Origin of the sequence: Nonomuraea sp. LPB2021202275-12-8 (assembly GCF_037044575.1) — a bacterium.
Taxonomy (GTDB): domain Bacteria; phylum Actinomycetota; class Actinomycetes; order Streptosporangiales; family Streptosporangiaceae; genus Nonomuraea.
In genome coordinates this window covers 26,092-47,398 of record NZ_JBAHWD010000042.1, presented here as the reverse complement: position 1 = coordinate 47,398, position 21,307 = coordinate 26,092, and the positions used below count along the sequence as shown (strand labels likewise).

Below are 21,307 nucleotides of genomic sequence, written 5' to 3'. Positions count from 1 at the left end.
CGTTTGCTGACCTTCGGGGCGCACGAAGGCGCCGCGTCAGCTTAAGGAAAGCCTGGAGTTACCTTGAAACGAATCCTTCTTCCCGTCGGCGGCGTCGCCCTGGCGACCGGCCTGCTCGCGGCCGGCCTGACCGGCACCGCACAGGCCGCCGACGACGTGGCGACCGACCCGTTGGCCAGGAACACCAGCCAGGCGGCCTCGGTCGCGTCCTTCTGGCTCGCCTCCAACGGCGCAGCCCTCCGCCAGGCCACGGCCTACCCCTGGGACGCCAAGGAAGTCAGGAAGGTCGTCTCCAAGGGGGGCTACAACCCCGACGGCCGTCCCGGCAGCGCCGCTCCCACCGGCGCGGAGCGCTCCTCCTCCAGTTCGCAGAACGTGAACCTGCCCAAGACCATCGGCAAGGTCTTCTTCGTCGACGGCTCCGGCAAGTTCCGCTGGTGCTCCGCCACGTCGATCCAGTCGAACTACCGCAACCTGGTCGCCACGGCCGCGCACTGCGTCTACGACACCGACAGCAACTCCGCCACGCTGGACAACTGGGTGTTCGTGCCCGGCTACTACCAGGGCAAGGCGCCGTGGGGCATCTACGTCGGCAAGCAGGCGTTCACCCACTACGACTTCGACGTCTACGAGGACTACGACCGCGACTACGCGTTCGTCACCGTCTTCAACGGCATCCAGTTCAACGGCGTCAAGCAGGTGGACCGCAAGGACTACCAGCGCTTCACCGGCCCCAAGCGCTCCTGGGGCGGCCGCTACTACATCCTGCTGTCCAAGGACGCGGGACGTCTCGGCGACAACGTCGGCGGCCAGGGCGTCGCCTGGAACCAGGCCTCCAACAGGACGGTCCGCACGTTCGGCTACCCGGCCGCGCCGCACCCCGACGGCCACAAGGCCTACAGCGGCGTCACCCCGAAGCACTGCTACGGCAGGACCACCGCCAAGACGGTCGGCGCGTCCTGGCTCAAGATCGATGAGCACATCGGCCTCAAGTGCGCCGTGACTCCCGGCTACGACGGCGGCCCCTGGCTGAGCCAGTACAGCAACGGCAAGCGCCTGGGTTACGTCAACGGTGTCACCAGCACCTTCGCCGACCAGGACGGCAACGACCGGATCGACTACATCACCTCGCCGTACTTCGACGGCGAGACCGCGGCGGTCTACAGCGCCGCCAAGAACGTGTGGTCCGGCAAGATCGTCGGCCGCAACGGCGAGCTCTACAAGTAACACCGCACACCTTCTGAGGGGCCCGGCTGCTGCCGGGCCCCTTTTGCATGCGCAGTTCCAGGGTGAGGACTTGCACGCGCCGTTCCAGGATGACGATGCCGCGGCAGGGGGCCACACAGGGACGAGGAGCGCCCGCCGGCTGGTTCCGGCGTCCTGGTCCGCTCGTGCGGGCAGTCGGAAGGGGATCCCGGAAGGCCCGGGAGCCCCCTTTTCAGCGTCGAACAGGGCCCGAAACCGTGAACCTGAACGTTCCCTGTGAAGATCAAGCCAAGTTAGACGGAGTTGGCGCCAATCTGGTTCCTGTGATCTGAGTCACATTTCCGTGACTACAGACAGCGCATGGGCGCTAACAGCACATTCGTCCCATCCGCAACACCTCCTCCATACCCTGCGAAAACGCACTCAAATGATCACTGTCCGCATTTGTCTCTGACTGATAACAGGATGGTCACGGCGGCCGAGGTTCCCGCCGGACCCGTCGAAACGGCTTCCACCTGCGGAGATCACCACGCTATGTTCCTTGCTATCCCTTTACTGACGCATGGGGCGCATGTTGCGACCCACGACAGACCAAGGAGCAGTTCCCTTGAAGCGCATCCTCATTCCCGCCGGTGGCGCCATTCTGGCCACCGGCCTTCTGGCCGCCGGCCTCGCCGGCTCGGCCACCGCTACCTCCGACGTCGCCAAGGACCCCATGGCGACGAGTGCTGCCAACGCGAAGGCCATCGCGGACTACTGGGCGGCTTCCAACGGCGCTGCCCTGAAGGCCGCGACCCAGTCCAACGTCTGGGACAACGCGGACGTCGCCAAGCTGCAGAGCAAGGGCGGCTACAGCTCGGACACCAAGCCGGGCACCGCCTCGCCGATCGGCGAGGAGAAGAAGACCACCGCCAAGACGCAGAACGTGAACATGCCGAAGACCATCGGCAAGGTCTTCTTCGTCAACAGCAAGGGCGAGCGCAAGTGGTGCTCCGCCACTTCGATCCAGTCCAAGTACCGCAACCTGGTCGCCACCGCGGGCCACTGCGTCTACGACACGGCCGGCAACTCGGACGTCATGTCCAAGTGGGTCTTCGTCCCGGGCTACTACCAGGGCAAGTCGCCGTGGGGCATCTACGTCGGCAAGCAGGCGTTCACCCACTACGACTTCGACGTCTACGAGGACTACGACCGCGACTACGCGTTCGTGACCGTGTACAACGGCGTCCAGATCGGTGGCGGCACCGCCAAGAAGGTCACCAAGGCCGAGTGGGACAAGTTCACGGGCGTCAAGGACGCCAAGGACGTCGAGATCACCGCGGCCGAGTACCAGAAGTGCAAGGACCTCAACGGCGGCGAGACCCCTGACTGCTGGGCCAAGTCCTCCAAGAACCAGGACGTCGTCGGCCCGGACTACAAGGACGCCGTCAAGGTCCTGAAGGAAGTCTCCAAGGAGCAGTACGACGCCGCTCCGACCGGCAAGGTCAACGGTGGCAAGGCCACCGGCGCGACCACCGTCGAGCACGTCACGGAGTCCCAGTACAAGGGCTACACCGGCCCGGGCTACCGGAAGATCGACTCCAAGGGCAACTTCACCATCACCCACTACTTCGTCAAGTACTGGGTGAAGGAGACCTCGTCGATCAACTACTACAAGACCGAGTTCTACGTCATCGAGGGCTTCATCAAGGACGCGGGTCGCCTTGGTGACAACGTCGGCGGCCAGGGCTTCGCCTGGAACCAGCCGACCGGCAAGACCGTCCGCGTGTTCGGCTACCCGGCCAGCGCGCACCCCGACGGCCACAAGAACTACACCGGCATCACGCCGAAGTGGTGCTACGGCACGACCACGAAGAAGCTGGTCGGTTCGGCCGCCAAGAAGATCGATGAGCACGTCGCGCTCAAGTGCGCGATGACCGAGGGCGCCGACGGTGGCCCCTGGCTGCTCAACTACAGCAACGCCAAGCGTCTCGGCTACGTGAACGGTGTCACCAGCACCTTCAACGACCAGGACGGCAACAACCGCGTCGACTACATCTCGTCGCCGTACTTCGACGGCGAGACGAACACCGTCTACAAGGCCGCCGCCAACGTGTGGTCCGGCAAGGTCATCTAGTAGTCACACCCGGCGATCCGCCCAAGCTGATCGTCACTGTTCGACCCGAAGGGCCCGGCACCGCCGGGCCCTTCGGCCGTTTCCGGGGCGAATGTGAAGGCGTTTGGACGCACGGGAGCCTCAGACGGTGCCATCAAGTGACTGTGATCTGCGTCACATTGCCCGCACGGGCGGCGGCGCCGGAACACTGCCGACTCTCTTGTCACACTAACAACATTCTTATGTTGATCTGCGAAGACGTCCCGTGAGACCCCCTCGTCCACCCCATGCGCTTCAGCCGGTTAAACATCACAGAACGGTCACGCCCGCCTTGTCGCATCTTTTCCTTTCAAAGCGGCTACCGGACTTCAAGATCGGCACTGTATGTTCCTGGCTATCCCTTTACTGACGACTGGGGCGCAAAAAGCGTTCCACGACAGCGCAAGGAGTTACCTTGAAGCGCATCCTCCTCCCCGCCGGTGGCGCCATTCTGGCCACCGGTCTCCTGGCCGCCGGTCTGGCCGGTGCCGCGAACGCCAACGCGGTTCCCGACTGGGCTTCGGACACCATGGCCAAGGACGCCCCCTCCGCTCTGGCGGTGGCTGACTTCTGGCTGAAGGCCAACGGGCACACCAACAACCTCGCCAAGGCGACTCCCTACACCTGGGAGACCAAGGCCACCTCGAAGCTCAAGGTCAGCGGCGGTTATACGCCCGACACCAAGGCTTCGACGGTCGCGCCGATCGGCGAGGAGAAGAAGGTCGCCACGAAGACCCAGAACATCAACCTGCCGAAGACCATCGGCAAGGTGTTCTTCGTGGACTCCGCTGGCGCCCTGAAGTGGTGCTCCGGCACCTCGATCCAGGCCAAGTACAAGAACCTGGTCTCGACGGCCGGCCACTGCGTCTTCGACGACAGCAAGAACGCCAGCGTCATGGACAAGTGGGTGTTCGTCCCGGGTTACTACCAGGGCAAGACCCCGTGGGGCATCTACGTCGGTAAGACGGCGTACACGCACTACGACTACTCGGTGTACAACGACCGCGACCGCGACTACGCGTTCGTGACCGTGTACAACGGCATCCAGGTCGGCGGTGGCACCCCCAAGCAGGTGTCCCAGGCTGACTTCGAGAAGTTCGCGGGCGCCAAGTTCGACAAGTACGTCCCGATCACCAAGGCCGAGTACGACAAGTGCAAGGACCTCAACGGCAAGGAGACCAGCGACTGCTGGGCGAAGTCCACTGACCTTGAGGACCTGGCGGGCCCGGGTACGCCCGGCGCTGTGCCGGTCCGCAAGGAAGTCACGAAGGAGCAGTACGACGCCGCTCCTCCGGCCTCGCCCGACGTCAACGGCCGCAAGTCCTCGCTCACGCCCGTCACCGAGTTCGTGACCGAGTCGCAGTACAAGGCGTACACCGGCCCCGGTTACCGCAAGATTGACGCGGCTGGCAACTTCACCATCACGCACTACAACGTGGTGTACTGGGTGAAGAAGGACACCAAGGTCGAGTACTTCAAGACCCAGTTCTACGTCGTCGACGGCTTCATCAAGGACGTCGGCGCCCTGGGTGTCAACGTCGGTGGCCAGGGTGTGGCCTGGAACCAGAAGCCTGGCTCCAAGGTCTTCGTCTTCGGCTACCCGGCCGACGCTCACCCCGACGGCCACAAGGCCTACACGGGTGTCACGCCGAAGTGGTGCTACGGTACGCCCCAGGGCAAGACCTACGCCTCCGCTGCTTACAAGGCTGAGGAGCACATCGCTCTGAAGTGTGCGATGACCCCGGGCGCCGACGGTGCCCCGTGGCTCATCAAGTACAGCAACGCGAAGCGTCTGGGCTACGTCAACGGCGTCACCAGCATCTTCCACGACCAGGACGGCAACAGCCGCTACGACTACAGCTCCTCGCCGTACTTCGACGGTGAGACCGCTACGGTCTACAAGCAGGCTGACCTTGCTTGGTCCGGCTCCCTCAAGTAAATCTGAGGGCAGTCACGAGCGCGGAGGTCCAAACTCCGCACTCACCCCAGCTTCACCCGAAGGGCCCGGCTTCTGCCGGGCCCTTCGGCCTTTTACGGATATCCAGAAAGCACTTAACTGTGTGACCAGAGTGACGATAGGGTTCTAACACCCCTTTTGTTAATGTTGTGGAGTCTTCCCGTGAAGCGCCTGCTCATCCCCCTCACTGCTGCCGCCCTGAGCGCCGCCGCTCTCGCCGTGCCCGCCGGCGCGGCCCCCAGCTGGGCCTCCGACCCTCTTGCCCCCAAGCCCGCCGACGCCTACAGCAACGCCTTCTTCTGGCTCGACGCCAACGGCGACGCCCTGCGCAAGGCCACCCAGTACCACTGGGACGCCAAGGCCGTGGCCAAGGTCGTCGCCAAGGGCGGCACCACGCCTGACGACGGCAAGCCCGGCTCGACCGCCCCGACGGCCAACGCGCCGGCCGGCACCAAGGTCAAGAACGTCAACCTGCCGCGCACCATCGGCAAGGTGTTCTTCCTCGACAACAAGGGCGAGTACCGCTGGTGCTCCGCGACCTCCGTCCAGTCGAGGTACCGCAACCTGGTCGCCACCGCGGGCCACTGCGTCTTCGAGAACGGCAAGGACGACGTCTACGACAAGTGGGTGTTCGTCCCCGGCTACTACGGGGGCAAGGCCCCGTGGGGCATCTACGCGGGCGCGTACGCCTTCACCGCCTACGACCTGGACACCTACGACGACTACGACGGCGACTTCGCCTTCGTGGCGGTCCACAACGGCTTCCAGTTCGCCGGCGACAAGCAGGTGACCAAGGACGAGTACGACAAGTGGGCCGGCGACAAGTGGGCCAAGGATGTCGAGATCGACGCCGCGACGTACAAGAAGTGCGTCGACCTCAACGGCAAGGAGACCAGCGACTGCTGGGCCAAGCTGTCGACGACCACCGACATCGTCGGCCCCGACTACAAGGGCGCCAAGAAGCAGGCCTACAAGGAAGTCGACAAGGACGAGTTCGACAAGGCTCCCAAGGGCGACACCAACGGCACCCAGGCGCCTGACAAGACGGTCGCCGACCACGTCACCAAGAGCGAGTACGAGGCCTACAAGGGCCCGGGCTACCGCAAGATCGACGCCAGCGGCAACTTCACCATCACCCACTACTTCCTGAAGTACTGGGTGAAGGAGACCTCGAAGACGGACTACTTCAGGACGCTCTTCTACGTCGGCGTCGCCAAGGACACCGGCCGCCTGGGCGACGTCGTCGGCGGCCAGGGCGTCGCGTGGAACCAGCCCCTGGGCCAGACGGTCACGGCCTTCGGCTACCCGGCCGAGGCGCACCCCGACGGCCACAAGGCCTTCACCGGTGTGACGCCCAAGTGGTGCTACGGCAAGACCGGCACCAAGACCTACCAGGCCAACATGTTCAGGGTCGAGACGCACCAGGTGCTCAAGTGCTCGATGACCGGCGGCGCCGACGGCGGCCCGTGGCTGCTGAAGTACAGCAACAGCAAGCGCACCGGCTACCTCAACGGCGTGACGAGCCTGTTCCACGACCAGGACGGCAACGACCGGGTGGACTTCATCAGCTCGGCCTACTTCGACGGTGAGGTGGCCGACGTCTACAACAAGGCCAACTACGCCGAGACGAAGAACATCGTCGGCCCGAACGGCGAGCTCCTCAAGTAAGCGCACCGCCAGAGCCCGCCATCGGCACGACCGGTGGCGGGCTCTTTCCTATACGGCGGCGAGCTCCCGGCTCCGCTCGTGCAGCGCCCGGACCACGGGCTCGTTCTTGTACGGCTCCAGCCGTCGGCGCAGGTCGGCCACGTAGGACCGGGACCGGGCCGACTGCAGCTCCCCGGCCAGGGTCATCGCCCCCACCGCCGCTGCGCAGGCCTCCTCCAGTTCCCCGCACTGCAGCAGGCCGGCCGCCAGCAGCGACAGGTTGAACATCCGCCCGCGCACGTAGCGCCCGTCCATGTCGAGTGAGCGCCGGGCCTGCCGCACGGTGCGCTCGCCCTCGCCGAGGTCGCGGAAGCAGTGGGCGAACTTCGCCGACAGGTAGGCCTCGTCGAAGTAGCTCAGCCAGCGGGGCTCGTCAGCGGGGCTGCGGGCGTCGAAGGCGCGTTCGGCCTCGTGCAACGAACCGCCGCAGGAGCGGGAGTCGCCGAGGCCCGCGTGCGCGTGGGCCTCGAGGACGTGGCTGGAGGCGAGCAGCGTGGGGATCCCGGCGCGGCGGGCGGACAGCTGGGCGGCTCGCGCCAGGTCGAGGGCGTGGGCCGGCTGGCCCATGTAGACGGCCTGGTGGGCCATCCCGGCCAGGATCTCGCCGCCGAGCGCGTGGTCGTCGGCGCCTCTGGCCAGGCGCAGGGCCTGGATGAGGTAGCGCTGGGCCAGTCCGTGCTGCTCCAGGTCGTAGGCCATCCAGCCGGCCAGCCGGGTGAGCTCGGCCGCCGCGGCGGCGAGTCGCCTGCCCGTGCCGTCGCCGTAGGAGCCGTCCTTGAGCAGCGGCGTCACCGCGGTGTCGAGGTATTTGACGACCGAGGAGCGGACCCGGCCGCTGCCGAACCGGTTGTCGAGCTCGCCGAAGGATCGGGTGACCTCGTGGATGGCGGCGATGTCCGCCGTGCCCACGCGGCGCGCGCCCGTACTGCTGGGACGCCCTTCCGGCGGGGACGTGAGCCATCGCACGGCTCCCACCGAGCCCGCTCCTATCGCGAACGTCGAGTCGACCAGGAATCTCCGCCTCTCCACATCGGCCCGCCACAGTGCAGTCACGGTCGCGACCCCCTCCTGCCACGTGTGCGTGAACGCCTGCCCGAGATCGAGGGGTGTAGTGATGGCCGGCATGCCCAGGTCTTCGGCCGTTACGGGCCTGCCGAGTCGTAGCGCGAAGATCTCGGTGAGCAGGCATGGCACCGGATCTCTCGGCCGCTGACCACCGATCCAGCGCAGCACGGAGCTGTGGTCGTACTTCAGCCCCGGCGTGCCGCGTGCTGCCCCCAGATCGTTGAGGCGCCTGGCCAGACCCTTGTGGGAGAAGCCCGCCTCCGCGATGAGTCGCTGCAGCAGTCGGTTGGGCTCGCGTTCCATCGCTCTCCTCATGGGCAGGAGCCGGCGCCCGCATCCTTACAGAGAGCTCTTGTTATAGCACGGCGAGTAAAGAGAATTTGGGGATTCCCGGCGCCTTCACAAACTCTCGTCGAGGTTGCTCCTGCCCTGAGGGCCGCGTTTCAGTCGTGCAGTCGTGCCACGCCGTCCGCTCTCGCCTGGGCGGCCACGGCGGCTGTGACGGCGGGGGCGACGCGCGCGTCGAAGGGGCTCGGGATGACGTACTCGGCGGTGAGGTCGTCGCCCACGACGGCGGCCAGCGCGTTGGCGGCGGCGACCTTCATGTTCTCGGTGATCGTGGTGGCCCTGACGTCCAGCGCGCCTCTGAAGACGCCGGGGAAGGCCAGGACGTTGTTGATCTGGTTGGGGAAGTCGGAGCGGCCGGTGGCGACCACGCCGGCGTGCCTGGCGGCCACCTCGGGGAGGACCTCGGGGGTGGGGTTGGACAGGGCGAACACGATGGAGTCGGCGGCCATGGCGGCGATGGCCTGCTCGGTGACGGTCGAGCCGGACAGGCCCACGAACACGTCGGCGCCCGCCAGTGCCTCCTCGGTTGACCCGGTGTGGCCGGCCTTGTTGGTGTCGCGCGCCAGGGCCTGCTTGACGGGGTTGAGGCCCTCCCTGCCGTCGTAGATCATGCCCTTGGAGTCGGCGACGGCGATGTCGCCGATGCCGGCCTCCAGCAGGATGCGGCTGACGGCGACGCCCGAGGCGCCGGCGCCGGCCACCACCGCGCGCAGCTCGCCCAGCGAGCGACCGGTGAGACGCGCGGCGTTCTGCAAAGCGGCCAGGACGACGATGGCGGTGCCATGCTGGTCATCGTGGAAGACAGGGATGTCGAGCAGCTCGCGCAGCCGGGCCTCGACCTCGAAGCAGCGTGGCGCGCTGATGTCCTCCAGGTTGATGCCGCCGAACGAGGGCGCGAGCCGGACCACGGTCTCCACGAGCTCGTCGACGTCGGTGCAGGCCAGGCAGAGCGGGACGGCGTCGACGCCGCCGAACTCCTTGAACAGCAGGGCCTTGCCCTCCATGACAGGCATGGCGGCGGCGGGCCCGATGTCGCCGAGGCCGAGCACGGCGGTGCCGTCGCTGACGACGGCGACCACGTTGGAGACCCAGGTGTAGTCGTTGACCAGCGACGGCGTCTCGGCGATCGCGGTGCAGACGCGGGCGACGCCGGGCGTGTAGGCGAGCGACAGGTCGGCGGCGTCGCGGACCGGGACGGTGGAGCGGACTTCGAGCTTGCCGCCGCGGTGCAGGGCGAAGGCAGGATCGTGATCAAAAGCGGGTGTGATGGACACAGAGACCCCAGTAGTTCAGCGGACGGAAGAGACCTTCGGCAGACGCACGAGAGGCCTGGCTTCGGTAGTCGCCAGGATCCCCTCGTCGATCGTCTCGTTGAGGGGTTACGGGGGTCACCCGTTTCTCCATACTGCCACATGCCTGGATGCCCGCTGGTATCAGGGCCGACGCCGTTCCGTTGACGCATTGTTAAATCCCGGGTGACAGAGTGCTGCTAAAGCCCCTCTAAACTGCACAAAACTCAACTTTCGTGGCATATCACTTGAGGAGGCCACTCATGGCCCTGTGGCCCTTGACCCGCCGCGGCTACGCCGCAGGCGCGCTCGCCCTGACCGCCGCCCTGGCGCTGTCCGCTTGCGGCAGCGACACCGGAGGCTCGGGGACGACCACCTCCGCCAGCGCTTCCGCCGCCGGTGGCGCGCAGCTCGTGGTTCCCGGCAAGCTCACGGTCTGCACGAACATCCCTTACGAGCCTTTCCAGTTCAAGGACGGCAGCGGCAAGATCGTCGGGTTCGACGTGGACATCGTGGACCTTGCCGCCAAGAAGCTCGGCGTCCAGCAGGAGATCGTCGACATCGACTTCGCCGTGATCAAGAGCGGCGCGGCCATGGCCGCGAAGAAGTGCGACGTGGCCGCCGCCGGCATGACGATCACCCCCGAGCGCCAGCAGAACATCGACTTCTCGGTCCCGTACTTCGACGCCACGCAGGCACTGCTGGCCAAGAAGGGCACCGGCGCCACCTCCCTGGAGGACGTCAAGGCCAAGAACCTCAAGCTCGGCGCGCAGGCCAGCACCACCGGCCTCGAGTACGTCAAGAAGCAGGGCTTCGACCCGACCGAGTACGCCGACTCGGCCAAGGAGCTGCTCGCCCTGCAGGCCGGGCAGGCCGACGTGATCGTCCAGGACCTTCCCGTGGTGCTCACCTGGCTGAAGAAGCCGGAGGTCGCGGAGAAGTTCGAGCTGATCGGCAGCCTCGACACCGGTGAGCAGTACGGCATCGGCCTGAAGAAGGGCGCCGACCCGGTCCTGCTCAAGACGATCAACGACGAGATCACCAAGGCCAAGTCCGACGGCACCTACGAGAAGATCTTCGTGAAGTGGTTCGGCAAGAAGCCCGGCGAGCTGGGCTGATCCATGGCGGACGAGCCGAAGACGGCTGAGCCGGCACGTGCCCGGCTCAGCCCCCGCAAGAAACAGCGGATCAGCCGCGGCGTCCAGTACGCCATCCTGGTCGCCGCCCTCGTCGGCTTCATCTTCTACGCCGACTGGCCGAGCCTGGCGCAGAACTTCGCCAAGCCCGACGTGGCGGCTCAGGCACTGCCCGACCTGTTCACGATCGCGCTGCGCAACACGATCATCTACACCGTCGGCGGTTTCGCCTTCTCGTTCGCCTTCGGACTGCTGCTCGCGCTGATGCGGCTGTCGACGGTGCGGCCGTACCGGTGGATCTCGCTGATCTACATCGAGATCTTCCGCGGAGTGCCCGCGCTGCTGATCTTCCTGTTGATCACCTTCCTTCCGCTGGCGCTGCCCGGCTTCCAGGTGCCCTTCGGCACCTACGGGCAGGGCATCCTGGGGCTCGGCCTGGTCGGCGCGGCCTACCAGGCCGAGATCTTCAGGGCGGGCCTGCAGGCCGTGCCGCGGGGCCAGATCGAGGCCGCCAGGTCGCTCGGCATGTCTGCGAGCCGGTCGCAGCTGACCGTGGTCATCCCCCAGGCCATCCGCATCGTCATCCCCCCGACGACCAACCAGTTCGTGGCCCTGCTCAAGGACTCCTCGCTGGTGCTCTTCCTCGGCGTCTCCGGCGAGTACGTGGAGCTGACCAAGTTCGGCAACGACCTGGCCTCCCAGTACGCCAACGCCACACCCATCATGGTCGCCGGCATCACCTACCTGATCGTGACGGTCCCGCTGGGCTACCTCGCGGGCCGGCTGGAGAAGCGGAAGGGGACGAGCCGATGACCCACGCCATCGAGATCAAGGACCTGCACAAGCACTTCGGCGACAACAAGGTGCTCGTGGGCATCGACATGCTGGTCGAGCCCGGCCAGGTGGTCTGCGTGATCGGCCCCTCCGGGTCCGGCAAGTCGACGCTGCTGCGCTGCGTCAACCTGCTGGAGGCGCCGACCCTGGGCCAGGTGTTCGTCGAGGGCATCGAGGTCACCGATCCCGATGTGGACATCGACGCCGTCAGGCGCCGCATCGGCATGGTGTTCCAGCAGTTCAACCTGTTCCCCCACATGACCGCCCTGCAGAACGTGATGATCGCCCAGCAGCGGGTGCTGAAGCGGAGCGGCAAGGAGGCCGAGGTCGTCGCCAGGGAGAACCTGGAGAAGGTCGGCGTCGGCGACAAGTGCGACTCCTTCCCCATCCAGCTCTCCGGCGGGCAGCAGCAGCGGGTGGCCATCGCCAGGGCGCTGGCCATGAGTCCCGACCTGATGCTGTTCGACGAGCCCACCTCGGCGCTCGACCCCGAGCTGGTCGGCGACGTGCTCGCGGTCATGCGCAAGCTGGCCGAGGAGGGCATGACCATGCTCGTGGTCACCCACGAGATGGGCTTCGCCCGCGAGGTGGCCGACCGGGTGGTCTTCATGGACGGCGGCGTCATCGTCGAGGACGGCCCGCCCGCCCAGGTGATCGGCGACCCGCAGCATGAGCGCACCCGCTCCTTCCTGCGGCGGGTCCTGCACCCCGAGGGGTAGTCCCACGGCGAACGCGCACGCGGGGCGTCCCGTTTCGGGGCGTCCCGCGCTTCGTGTAATACTCCGGCATGGACCTGACCTCTTACGCCGAGTGGGCGGTCCGCCTCGTCAACGATCCCGCCGCACCGCCCGAGCTCCAGCCGCTCCGGGCGGAGCTGGCCGCCGTGTTCGACGCCGCGGACGGCGCCACCGTGGCCGGCCTGCTCAACGCCCTGCTCTCCCGCTACCCCGTACGCCCCCAGCTCACGGACCATGACGGCCGCTGGCACCTGCACCTGGCCGACCAGACCGGAGCCGCCGCGGTGATGGGCCTGGCCGCGGTCGTCGCCGAGCTGGGCTCCGACCGGCTCGGCCGCTGCCTGGACCCCCGGTGCTCGCGCGCCTTCCTCGACACCTCCTCCAACCGCTCGCGCCGCTACTGCTCGCCGCGCTGCGCCAGCAGGGCCAACGTCGCCGCCTACCGGGCGCGCCGCCGCGGCGGCCAGTAGCGCAGCACCACCCGGCCGACGAGGTCGCCGACAGGCCCGAAGTCCCAGCTGTCGCGGCGGCCGCTCGCCCGCTGGTTGTCGCTCTCCAGCCACCAGCCGTCCTCGGCGTGCCACCTGGCCCGCTTCACGATCAGCCGGCTCGGATCGTCGGGCAGCCTGGCCACCACGAGGTCGCCGGGGCGCACCCGGGCGCCCCGGCGCACCAGGAGCCAGTCTCCGGGCAGCAGCGCCGGCCGCATCGAGTCGCCCTCGACACGCACCCTCATCGCCGTGACCCCCTCCTCCGCAGGCGTTTGGACCCGAGTAAGGTCGGTAGTTGGACCAAGCTGATTCGGCATCAAGGAAGGATTTTCTGATGCTCGCACGACTGCTACGACCCAAGCATGTCGCTTCCGCGCACTGCGACCTGCCCTGCGGCGTCTACGACCCCGCTCAGGCCCGGATCGAGGCGGAGTCGGTCAAGGCGATCATGGAGAAGTACGCGGGCAACGAGGACCCCGTCTTCCGCGCTCGCGCCATCACCATCAAGGAAGAGCGCGCCGAGCTGGTCAAGCACCACCTGTGGGTGCTGTGGACCGACTACTTCAAGCCGCCGCACCTGGAGCAGTACCCCCAGCTCCACCAGCTCTTCTGGGACGCCACGAAGCTCGCGGGCGCGGCCGGCGGCAAGGGCACCGTCGACGTCGCCAAGGCCGATGACCTTCTGGGCAAGATCGACGAAATCTCCAAGATCTTCTGGGAGACCAAGGCCGCTTAAACCGGCACAAAAGGCTCTGTCCGGTCTGAGACCGCACAGAGCCTTTTCCCTTGATGGCGAGTCTGATTCCGCCAAGCACGTCCCAGGGGCGGTAAGTTGCAGTCAGCGTCGTATACGCGAGGAGGAACGTGACCGAGGAAACCGAGACGCGTGCGACAGGCGAGGCCGCCATCCGCGACGTGGTGAGCATCAGGCTCCCTGCCGCGAGCGCTTACCTGTCGGTGTTGCGTACGGCCACGGCCGGGCTGGCCGCCCGGCTGGACTTCACGCTGGACGAGATCGAGGATCTGCGGATCGCGGTCGACGAGGCGTGCGCCATGCTGCTGAGCGAGGCGGTGCCGGGCACCGACCTGACCGCCGAGTTCGAGCTCACCGGGCAGGAGATGCAGGTTCGGGTCGAGGTCGCGACTGTCGGGAGCTCCGCGCCGAAGCGCGATGACTTCGCCTGGATGGTGCTGACCGCGCTGGCCGACGACGTCGACGCGGTGACCGACTCACCCGATCGCATGGCGATCGTCCTGCGTAAGCGCCGAGGCGCGGCGAGGTCGGCGTGACGGAAGGGACCGGAGCCATGGCCACCAGCGAACACGCCGTGCCCGACCGGGTGCGAGCTCGCATGCTCTTCGCCGAGCTTTCCGAGCTGAGTCCCGAGGAGCCGCGGCGCCAGCGCATCAGGGACGAGCTGGTCGAGCTCCACCTTCCCCTGGTCGAATACCTGGCCCGCCGTTTCCGCAACCGGGGCGAATGGCTCGACGACCTCACTCAGGTGGCGACCATCGGCCTGATCAAGTCGATCGACCGGTTCGACCTCAACCGCGGTGTGGAGTTCTCCACCTACGCCACGCCCACGATCGTCGGCGAGATCAAGCGCCACTTCCGTGACAAGGGCTGGGCGGTCCGGGTGCCGCGCAGGCTGCAGGAGCTCAAGCTGTCGCTCACCAAGGCGATCAGCGAGCTGTCGCAGCGCGAGGGCCGGGCGCCCACGGTGGCCGAGCTGGCGGCCTACCTCAAGATGACCGAGGAGGAGGTGCTCGAGGGCCTCGAGTCGGCCAACGCCTACTCGACCGTGTCCCTGGACGCGCCCGACTCCGGTGACGACGACGCTCCCGCCGTCTCGGACTCGCTCGGCATCGTGGACGAGTCGCTCGAGGGCGTCGAGTATCGCGAGTCGCTCAAACCGCTGCTGGAGCGGCTGCCGCCGCGCGAGAAGCGGATCCTGCTGCTGAGGTTCTTCGGCAACATGACGCAGTCGCAGATCGCCACCGAGCTCGGCATCTCGCAGATGCACGTGTCGCGGCTGCTCGCCCGCACCCTCGCCCAGCTCCGCGAGGGCCTGACGGCCGACGACTAATCGTCGTCCCCGTCTCCGTAGAGGGCATGGGTGGTGGGAGGCGCCAGCAGCGTGCCGAGCCCGATCAGGGCGACCACGATCAGCGGGACCCCGATGAGCGGCTGCTCCGACTGGATGAGCGTGACCGCGACGGGGATCATGAAGATCTGGGTCAGCACGCTGGGCGCTCTCCCCCACCGCTCGGCCGCCAGCAGCCCGCCCCAGGCCACCCAGAGCAGCCCGGCCCCGACCAGCAGGCCGAATGCCGCCTCCGCGAGCGCGGCCGTCAGATTGTCCGCACCGCCGCGCACGGTCTCCACCAGGACATAGATCCCGAGCCCCAGCGCGACCAGCCCTTCGAGGGCGACGACGAGGGCGGCGGCAAGCAGGCTCCAGGGACGCTTCGACACATCCGAACCCTACCGATCCCCACCGCCGGGTCGCGCTGCGGCTCAGATGGGAATCCCTTGTGTCGCAAATGGGATCTTTGCGACAAGCCAGACATGGGTCAACGGCTACGCTGACGACATGCGCGCGATGCTCCTGGTCAATCCCAAGGCCACCACCACCAACGCCCGCACGCGTGACGTGCTGATCCGCGCGCTCGGCGCGGCCGTCGAGCTGACCGTCGAGCAGACGGCCTACCGGGGGCACGCGGCCACGCTGGCCGCCACCGCCCGCGCCAAGGGCTACGACGTGGTGGCCGTGCTGGGCGGCGACGGGACCATCAACGAGACGGTGAACGGCCTGCTGAACCCGGTCAACGGCGGTGAGCCGCCCGGCGACGACCCGAGCACGGGACGGCCGGCGCTGGTCGTCATCCCCGGCGGCAGCGCGAACGTGTTCGCCAGAGCCCTCGGGCTGCCGAACGAGCCCGTCGAGGCCACCGGCGCGGTGCTGGAGGCGCTGCGCGAGAACCGGCGCCGCACCGTCGGCCTGGGCCAGGCCCTGTGGAACGGCGAGAGCCGCTACTTCACCTTCTGCTCCGGCATGGGCTACGACGCGGAGGTCATACGGGCCGTTGAGGGGCTGCGAGGGACCGGGCGTAAAGCTACCCCCACGCGGTATGTGAACACCGCCCTACGGCACTATCTGGCGACGGACAAGCGGCATCCAGCGATGCGGCTGACCGGTCCAGGCATCCCGTCCGTGGGCGGGATGTTCATGGCGATCATCACGAACACCTCACCGTGGACGTACATCGGGAGCAAGCCCGTCACGCCGACTCCGTGGTCGGGGTTCGAGACCGGGCTCGACCTGCTGGGGCTCCAGCGGATGGGGCTGGTGGCGATGGCGCCGGTGATCAGGCAGATCCTCACCGAGCGTGACAGCCTCCCGTCCGGCAGGCACCTGGTCCAGCTGCACGACGAGGCCGAGTTCACCCTCACGGCGAGCCGTCCCGTGGCTTTTCAACTGGACGGGGACTACCTGGGCGAACGGGAATCCGTAACGTTCCGGTCTACACCGAACGCGTTACAAGTTCTGGTCTAGCCCGTTACATTCGGTCATTGTGTGACGCATCCGACATCTATAACCGGCAAAACTTCGGCCCTACCCTCTTGCGTGCACTCTCCGTGGCTGAAAAGCTCACTATTGACGTCGGAACGTAGGACCTTTAACGAGGCCCCAGGGCCCCCGTCCGACTGTCGGCGAGCAATCCCGGCCAACCGTCCGGGACACTGTTCGCACGCCTTAGTGAAACCTTTCACAAAGTAGCCGCACGGAGCCGACCCAAGGCTCCATCTACTAAGGAGTGGACGCATGGACTGGCGCCACCGAGCCGCCTGCCGTGACGTGGACCCCGAGCTGTTCTTCCCCATCGGGAACACTGGACCGGCACTCATGCAGATCGAGGAGGCCAAGCAGGTCTGCCGTTCCTGCTCGGCCATGGACTCCTGCCTCAAGTGGGCGCTGGAGTCCGGACAGGACGCCGGCGTCTGGGGCGGGCTCAGCGAGGACGAGCGTCGTGCGCTCAAGCGCCGCAGCGCCCGTGCCCGCGCCCGCGCGACCGCCTGAGACACCCCCGACCGACAGGCTGACCAGCAGCGCGCGGCAAAGGAGCCCCCGTCTGAAGACCGCAAAGAGCGATGAAGCCTGGCGCGACAGCGTTTCCGCCAGGACAGCGCCGCGTCCCTGACAACGGGACGCGGCGTTCAGGTTTTCAAGCGGGTCCGGACGGCAGCGGGATCGAGAGCCTGACCTCCGTGCCGCCTCCCTCGCGCGGCTCGACCGCGAGCCTGCCGGAGAGCTCCCCCTCGACGAGCGTGCGGACGATCTGCAGCCCGAGGCTGGTGGAGCTGTCGAGGTCGAACCCCTCGGGCAGCCCTTGGCCGTCGTCCCAGACGAGCACGTTGAGCCGCTCCGCCCCCGGCTCCACCACCACCTGCAGCCGCCTGGGCCGGCCGTGCTGGAGCGCGTTCTGCAGCAGCTCCGTCAGCGCCATCGCCAGCGGGGTGGCGATCAGCGAGGGCAGCACCCCGAAGCCCCCCACCCGTCGCGGCGTGACCGCGGCCTCCGGCGCCGACACCTCTCCCGCCATCGCGATCACCCGGTCGGCGATGTCGTCGAAGTCGACGAACTCCTCCGGCGCGTGGGAGAGCGTCTCGTGCACGATCGCGATCGAGCCGACCCGCCGCACGGCCTCCTCCAGCGCCTCGCGGCCCTCCGGCACCTGCAGCCGCCTGGCCTGGAGCCGGAGCAGCGCGGCCACCGTCTGCAGGTTGTTCTTGACCCGGTGGTGGATCTCGCGGATCGTGGCGTCCTTGGTCATCAGCTCGCGCTCGCGCCGCCGCAGCTCGGTCACGTCGCGGATGAGCACCAGCGCGCCGATGCGCCCGCCGCCGACGATCAGCGGGATCGCCCGGAGCTGGACGATCGTGCCGCCCGACTCGACCTCGGTCTCCTTGGCTGCCCGCCCGCTGGCCACGATCATGAGGTCTTCGTTGATGGGCTCGTCGGAGTAGCACAGCGTCGCGGTCACCCGGCCGAGCTCGGCGCCCACCAGGTCGGCGTGCAGGCCGAGCCGCCTGTAGGCCGACAGCGCGTTGGGTGAGGCGTAGGTGACGCGGCCCGCCCGATCCAGCCTCAGCAGGCCGTCGCCGACGCGCGGCGAGCGGACCAGGATGGGCTCCTCGCCGGAGAACGGGAAGCGGCCTTCGGCCACCATCTGCGCCAGGTCGGAGGCGCTCTGCAGGTAGGTGAGCTCCAGCCGGGACGGGGTGCGGGCCGACGACAGGTTGGTGGAGCGCTGGATGATCGCGAGGAAGCGGGCCTCGCCGTCGGGCACCGCGCGCCGCACCGGAATGGTCTCCTCCCGGACCGGGACGCCGGTCGACCAGTCGGGGTCGCCCTCCCGGCAGATGCGTCGTTCGTTCCAGGCCGTGTCGATCAGCGGGCGCTCGCCCTTGGCGGCCACGGAGCCGACGATGTCGTCGTGGTAGACGGTGGGGCCGGTGGTGGGGCGCATCTGCGCGATCGCGATCCAGCCGCCCTCGCCCAGCAGGGGCGCCCACAGGATGAGGTCGGCGAACGACAGGTCGGCCAGCAACTGCCAGTCGGAGACCAGCGAGTGCAGCCAGTCGAGGTCGTCCTCGTCCAGCGCGGTGTGGCGGACGACGAGGTCGCTGAGAGTCGGCACGACTGCATCATGCGTGCTTTCCCGCCGAACAGCCAAACCGGCACCCTGGTCGAATGCGCACATGGGGCTGCGTGCGATCGCGGACTGCCGCCCGGAGGCCGGGGGCGGGTCGCGGGCGCCGCGGACGGATGTCTCGGCAGGCGAGACGTAAAAAGGTCGACTTAACCGTCCTTTTACATAAATCTCACATTGTGAGAACCATCACACTGCCAGAGTCGCCCGGATCCCATCGCGTGCCCTTACCGGGAGAGCCAGAGGTGATCCGCACGTCCTCGCCGGCCCGCCGCGGCACTCTCGCACCGACCTCGGTTGCGGCCCGGCCTGCCGCTGCGGTTATCCTTCACCATCAGCCTGAGCTGCCCGGACTGGCGTGCGACAGGGCGAGCGAGCCGCCCGGCCTCGCCCTCCCGGATCCCGCCACCCGTGCGGAGCCGCAATCGCGGGCAGGAGGCTGCCGGCCGCCGTCCGCGCCGGTGGGCCGCCCTTGCCCGCGGTTGACCGCTCGGGCCAATCTGAGTTCCGATGATCTCGCGGTGATCAGACACGCCCTCACCGCCGTGGCAGAAGTGAAGGTGAGAGCGTGACAGACGACGGCCCTCGCGTACCGAAGTACTACGACGTGAAACGGAGCCTGCTCGAGCTCACCAAGTCGCTCGCGCCGGGCACCGCGCTGCCGCCCGAGCGGACGCTGGCCGTACGGTTCGAGACCTCCCGCACGACGGTCAGGCAGGCGCTGACCGAGCTGGTCGTGGAAGGGCGGCTGCTGCGCATCCAGGGCAAGGGCACGTTCGTCGCGCAGCCCAAGGTGGCACAGGTGCTGCAGCTGACCTCGTACATCGGCGACCTGCGCACGGCCGGGCTGGAGCCCGACACCAAGATCCTGGAGATCGGCTACGTCACCGCGGACGAGGCGCTGGCCAGGCGGCTGGCGATCAACCCGGGCGGGCGCGTGCTGCGCATCCACCGCCTGCGGCTGGCCAACGGCGAACCCGTCTCCATCGACACCACCCACCTGTCCGCGCGCCGCTTCCCCCGGCTGCGGCGGGAGCTGGAGGTGCACTCCTCTCTGTACGAGACGCTGCACAACGCCTACAACGTGCGGCTGACGGACGCCGAGGAGATCATCGAGACCGTGCTCGCCACCCCGTACGACGCGAAGCTGCTGGGCGTGGACGTGGGCCTGCCCATGCTGCTGCTCACCCGCCACGCCTTCGACGCCGACGGGAACCCGGTCGAGTGGGCGCAGTCGCTCTACCGGGGAGACCGCTACAAGTTCGTCACCCGGTTGCGCCGCCCGTAGCAGCGGCTTCCGGCGCTCTACGCTGGCCGGATGAGCGTGATCGTCGTGACCGGGACCGACGCGGGCGTGGGCAAGACCGTGGTGTGCGCGGCCCTGGCGGCGCTGGCGCGGGGCCGGGGAGCGAGCGTGGCCGTGGTGAAGCCCGCCCAGACGGGGGTGCCCGCCGGGGAGAGAGGCGATCTCGACGAGATCATCAGGCTGTCCGGGGTGGCGACCACGTTCGAGATCGCCCGGTTCGAGTCGCCGCTCTCGCCCGCCGCCGCCGCACGGGCCGCGAGGGTGGCGCCGGTGTCGATGCCCCAGACGGCCAGGCGGATCCGGGAGCTGGCCGAGAGCAACCGGCTGGTGATCGTGGAGGGCACGGGCGGGCTGCTGGTGCGCTTCGACGAGGACGGCGCGACCGTCGCCGATCTGGCGAGGCTGCTCGGGGCGCAGGTGCTCGTGGTGGCCGGGTCCGGGCCCGGGACGCTCAACCACGCCGCGCTGACCCTGGAGGCCCTGGCCAATCGCGGGCTCGACCTGGCCGGGGTGGTCATCGGGGCATGGCCTGACAAGCCTGGCGCGGCCGAGCGGAGCGACGTGGGCGACCTGGAGATGCTGGCGGCGCGTCCGCTGGCCGGAGTGCTGCCCGCAGGCGCCGCCGGGCTCTCGGCTGACGAGTTCGCCGCCGTGGCGCGCCGCGGCCTCGCCGTCACGCTGGGAGGCTCGTTCGATCCCGCGAGGTTCAGGGAGACCTTCACGCTGGCGCCGTGAGCTTGCGCTCGCTCCCTGGATGTGGCAACTTCTGGTGCTCTTTCCGGGAATGAGAGATGCCATGGACAACACGACGGCGATCGAAGGGGTGCTGGCGAAGGTCGGTCCCCGGCTCAAACGTCTGCGTGCCGAGCGGGGCCTCACCCTGGCCACGCTGACCGAGGCCACCGGCATCTCCACGAGCACCCTGTCGCGTCTGGAGTCCGGCCAGCGCCGCCCCAGCCTGGAGCTGCTGCTGCCGATCGCCCAGGCCTACCAGGTGCCCCTGGAGGAGCTCGTCGGCGCGCCGGAGGTCGGCGACCCGCGCATCCGCCCCACCGCTCGCCGGCTGAACGGCATGACCGTGCTGCCGCTGACCCGGCAGCCGGGGAGCCCGCAGGCCTTCAAGATGATCATCCCGCCGGATCGCCCGCGGTCCGAGCAGCAGACGCACGAGGGCTACGAGTGGCTGTACGTGCTGTCCGGGCGGCTGCGGCTGCTGCTGGCCGAGCGCGATCTGGTGCTGCGCGCCGGCGAGGCGGCCGAGTTCGACACCCGGCTGCCGCACTGGTTCGGCAGTGCCGACGACCAGCCGGTGGAGGTCCTCGTCCTGTTCGGCCCCCAGGGCGAGCGCATGCACGTCCGCGCCAAGCCCAAAGCCTGAATAT

The 21,307-nt window shown here is 68.1% G+C and carries 21 protein-coding genes; 16 read left to right on the top strand and 5 right to left on the bottom strand.

Annotated elements, in window-relative coordinates:
• Positions 1-63 precede the first annotated feature (63 nt).
• The 4 genes from V5E28_RS42840 to V5E28_RS42825 all read left to right on the top strand — a co-directional run bounded on the left by V5E28_RS42840 (position 64) and on the right by V5E28_RS42825 (position 6,965).
• On the top strand, positions 64-1,227 hold the full coding sequence (locus tag V5E28_RS42840; protein WP_336215775.1) for a trypsin-like serine peptidase: 1,164 nt from the start codon (positions 64-66) through the stop codon (positions 1,225-1,227).
• Positions 1,228-1,813: 586 nt separating this feature from the next.
• Complete coding sequence (locus V5E28_RS42835) at positions 1,814-3,322, top strand: trypsin-like serine peptidase (RefSeq protein WP_336215774.1); 1,509 nt, start codon at positions 1,814-1,816, stop codon at positions 3,320-3,322.
• 433 nt (positions 3,323-3,755) lie between these two features.
• Positions 3,756-5,279, top strand: coding sequence for a hypothetical protein (locus tag V5E28_RS42830; RefSeq protein WP_336215772.1), 1,524 nt, complete (start codon positions 3,756-3,758; stop codon positions 5,277-5,279).
• 180 nt (positions 5,280-5,459) lie between these two features.
• The gene (locus tag V5E28_RS42825; RefSeq protein ID WP_336215771.1) at positions 5,460-6,965 is read left to right on the top strand and encodes a hypothetical protein; all 1,506 of its coding nucleotides are present in this window, start codon (positions 5,460-5,462) and stop codon (positions 6,963-6,965) included.
• Positions 6,966-7,013: 48 nt separating this feature from the next.
• Here the strand turns inward: V5E28_RS42825 and V5E28_RS42820 are convergent, their stop codons facing one another.
• Positions 7,014-8,372: a hypothetical protein gene (locus V5E28_RS42820; protein ID WP_336215770.1), complete on the bottom strand. Its 1,359-nt coding sequence runs from the start codon at positions 8,370-8,372 to the stop codon at positions 7,014-7,016.
• 140 nt (positions 8,373-8,512) lie between these two features.
• The gene (locus V5E28_RS42815) at positions 8,513-9,691 is read right to left on the bottom strand and encodes an NAD(P)-dependent malic enzyme (protein ID WP_336215768.1); all 1,179 of its coding nucleotides are present in this window, start codon (positions 9,689-9,691) and stop codon (positions 8,513-8,515) included.
• 278 nt (positions 9,692-9,969) lie between these two features.
• Here V5E28_RS42815 and V5E28_RS42810 point away from each other — a divergent pair, with 278 nt between their 5' ends.
• From V5E28_RS42810 to V5E28_RS42795, 4 genes are all read left to right on the top strand, one after another.
• Positions 9,970-10,824: an ABC transporter substrate-binding protein gene (locus tag V5E28_RS42810; protein ID WP_336215767.1), complete on the top strand. Its 855-nt coding sequence runs from the start codon at positions 9,970-9,972 to the stop codon at positions 10,822-10,824.
• A gap of 3 nt (positions 10,825-10,827) precedes the next feature.
• Positions 10,828-11,655 carry an amino acid ABC transporter permease gene (locus V5E28_RS42805; RefSeq protein WP_336215765.1) on the top strand — a complete coding sequence of 276 codons (828 nt, stop codon included), beginning with the start codon at positions 10,828-10,830 and terminating at the stop codon, positions 11,653-11,655.
• On the top strand, positions 11,652-12,395 hold the full coding sequence (locus V5E28_RS42800) for an amino acid ABC transporter ATP-binding protein (protein WP_336215764.1): 744 nt from the start codon (positions 11,652-11,654) through the stop codon (positions 12,393-12,395). Before V5E28_RS42805 ends, V5E28_RS42800 begins: the two co-directional genes overlap by 4 nt.
• A 68-nt stretch (positions 12,396-12,463) precedes the next feature.
• Positions 12,464-12,883: a CGNR zinc finger domain-containing protein gene (locus V5E28_RS42795; protein WP_336215763.1), complete on the top strand. Its 420-nt coding sequence runs from the start codon at positions 12,464-12,466 to the stop codon at positions 12,881-12,883.
• On the opposite strand, the gene V5E28_RS42790 is transcribed toward V5E28_RS42795, so the two are convergent.
• On the bottom strand, positions 12,853-13,149 hold the full coding sequence (locus V5E28_RS42790) for a S24 family peptidase (protein ID WP_336215761.1): 297 nt from the start codon (positions 13,147-13,149) through the stop codon (positions 12,853-12,855). The two genes, V5E28_RS42795 and V5E28_RS42790, sit on opposite strands and share 31 nt — an antisense overlap.
• A gap of 89 nt (positions 13,150-13,238) precedes the next feature.
• On the opposite strand from V5E28_RS42790, the gene sodN reads away from it, so the two are divergent.
• From sodN to V5E28_RS42775, 3 genes are all read left to right on the top strand, one after another.
• The gene (gene sodN / locus V5E28_RS42785; RefSeq protein WP_336215760.1) at positions 13,239-13,640 is read left to right on the top strand and encodes a superoxide dismutase, Ni; all 402 of its coding nucleotides are present in this window, start codon (positions 13,239-13,241) and stop codon (positions 13,638-13,640) included.
• Between the two features lie 128 nt (positions 13,641-13,768).
• Positions 13,769-14,194 carry an anti-sigma factor gene (locus V5E28_RS42780; RefSeq protein ID WP_336215759.1) on the top strand — a complete coding sequence of 142 codons (426 nt, stop codon included), beginning with the start codon at positions 13,769-13,771 and terminating at the stop codon, positions 14,192-14,194.
• Positions 14,195-14,211: 17 nt separating this feature from the next.
• A complete protein-coding gene (locus tag V5E28_RS42775) occupies positions 14,212-14,991 on the top strand; it encodes an RNA polymerase sigma factor SigF (RefSeq protein ID WP_336215758.1) in 780 nt (259 codons plus the stop codon).
• Here V5E28_RS42775 and V5E28_RS42770 read toward each other — a convergent pair.
• Entirely contained in the window at positions 14,988-15,380 is a 393-nt protein-coding gene (locus V5E28_RS42770) for a hypothetical protein (RefSeq protein ID WP_336215756.1), read from the bottom strand. The two genes, V5E28_RS42775 and V5E28_RS42770, sit on opposite strands and share 4 nt — an antisense overlap.
• A 118-nt stretch (positions 15,381-15,498) precedes the next feature.
• Between V5E28_RS42770 and V5E28_RS42765 the strand changes: the two genes are divergently transcribed.
• Positions 15,499-16,461 carry a diacylglycerol/lipid kinase family protein gene (locus V5E28_RS42765; RefSeq protein ID WP_336215754.1) on the top strand — a complete coding sequence of 321 codons (963 nt, stop codon included), beginning with the start codon at positions 15,499-15,501 and terminating at the stop codon, positions 16,459-16,461.
• A gap of 270 nt (positions 16,462-16,731) precedes the next feature.
• The gene (locus V5E28_RS42760; RefSeq protein WP_336215752.1) at positions 16,732-16,986 is read left to right on the top strand and encodes a WhiB family transcriptional regulator; all 255 of its coding nucleotides are present in this window, start codon (positions 16,732-16,734) and stop codon (positions 16,984-16,986) included.
• Positions 16,987-17,131: 145 nt separating this feature from the next.
• Here V5E28_RS42760 and V5E28_RS42755 read toward each other — a convergent pair whose 3' ends face one another.
• Positions 17,132-18,607, bottom strand: a complete 1,476-nt coding sequence (locus V5E28_RS42755; RefSeq protein WP_336215750.1) for a histidine kinase N-terminal domain-containing protein — start codon at positions 18,605-18,607, stop codon at positions 17,132-17,134.
• 580 nt (positions 18,608-19,187) lie between these two features.
• Here V5E28_RS42755 and V5E28_RS42750 point away from each other — a divergent pair.
• The 3 genes from V5E28_RS42750 (at position 19,188) to V5E28_RS42740 (ending at position 21,303) form a co-directional block, all read left to right on the top strand.
• Positions 19,188-19,907, top strand: a complete 720-nt coding sequence (locus V5E28_RS42750; protein WP_336215748.1) for a GntR family transcriptional regulator — start codon at positions 19,188-19,190, stop codon at positions 19,905-19,907.
• A 30-nt stretch (positions 19,908-19,937) separates the two neighbouring features.
• A complete protein-coding gene (bioD, locus tag V5E28_RS42745) occupies positions 19,938-20,660 on the top strand; it encodes a dethiobiotin synthase (protein ID WP_336215746.1) in 723 nt (240 codons plus the stop codon).
• 61 nt (positions 20,661-20,721) lie between these two features.
• Positions 20,722-21,303, top strand: coding sequence for a helix-turn-helix domain-containing protein (locus tag V5E28_RS42740; RefSeq protein WP_336215744.1), 582 nt, complete (start codon positions 20,722-20,724; stop codon positions 21,301-21,303).
• Positions 21,304-21,307: the final 4 nt, after the last annotated feature.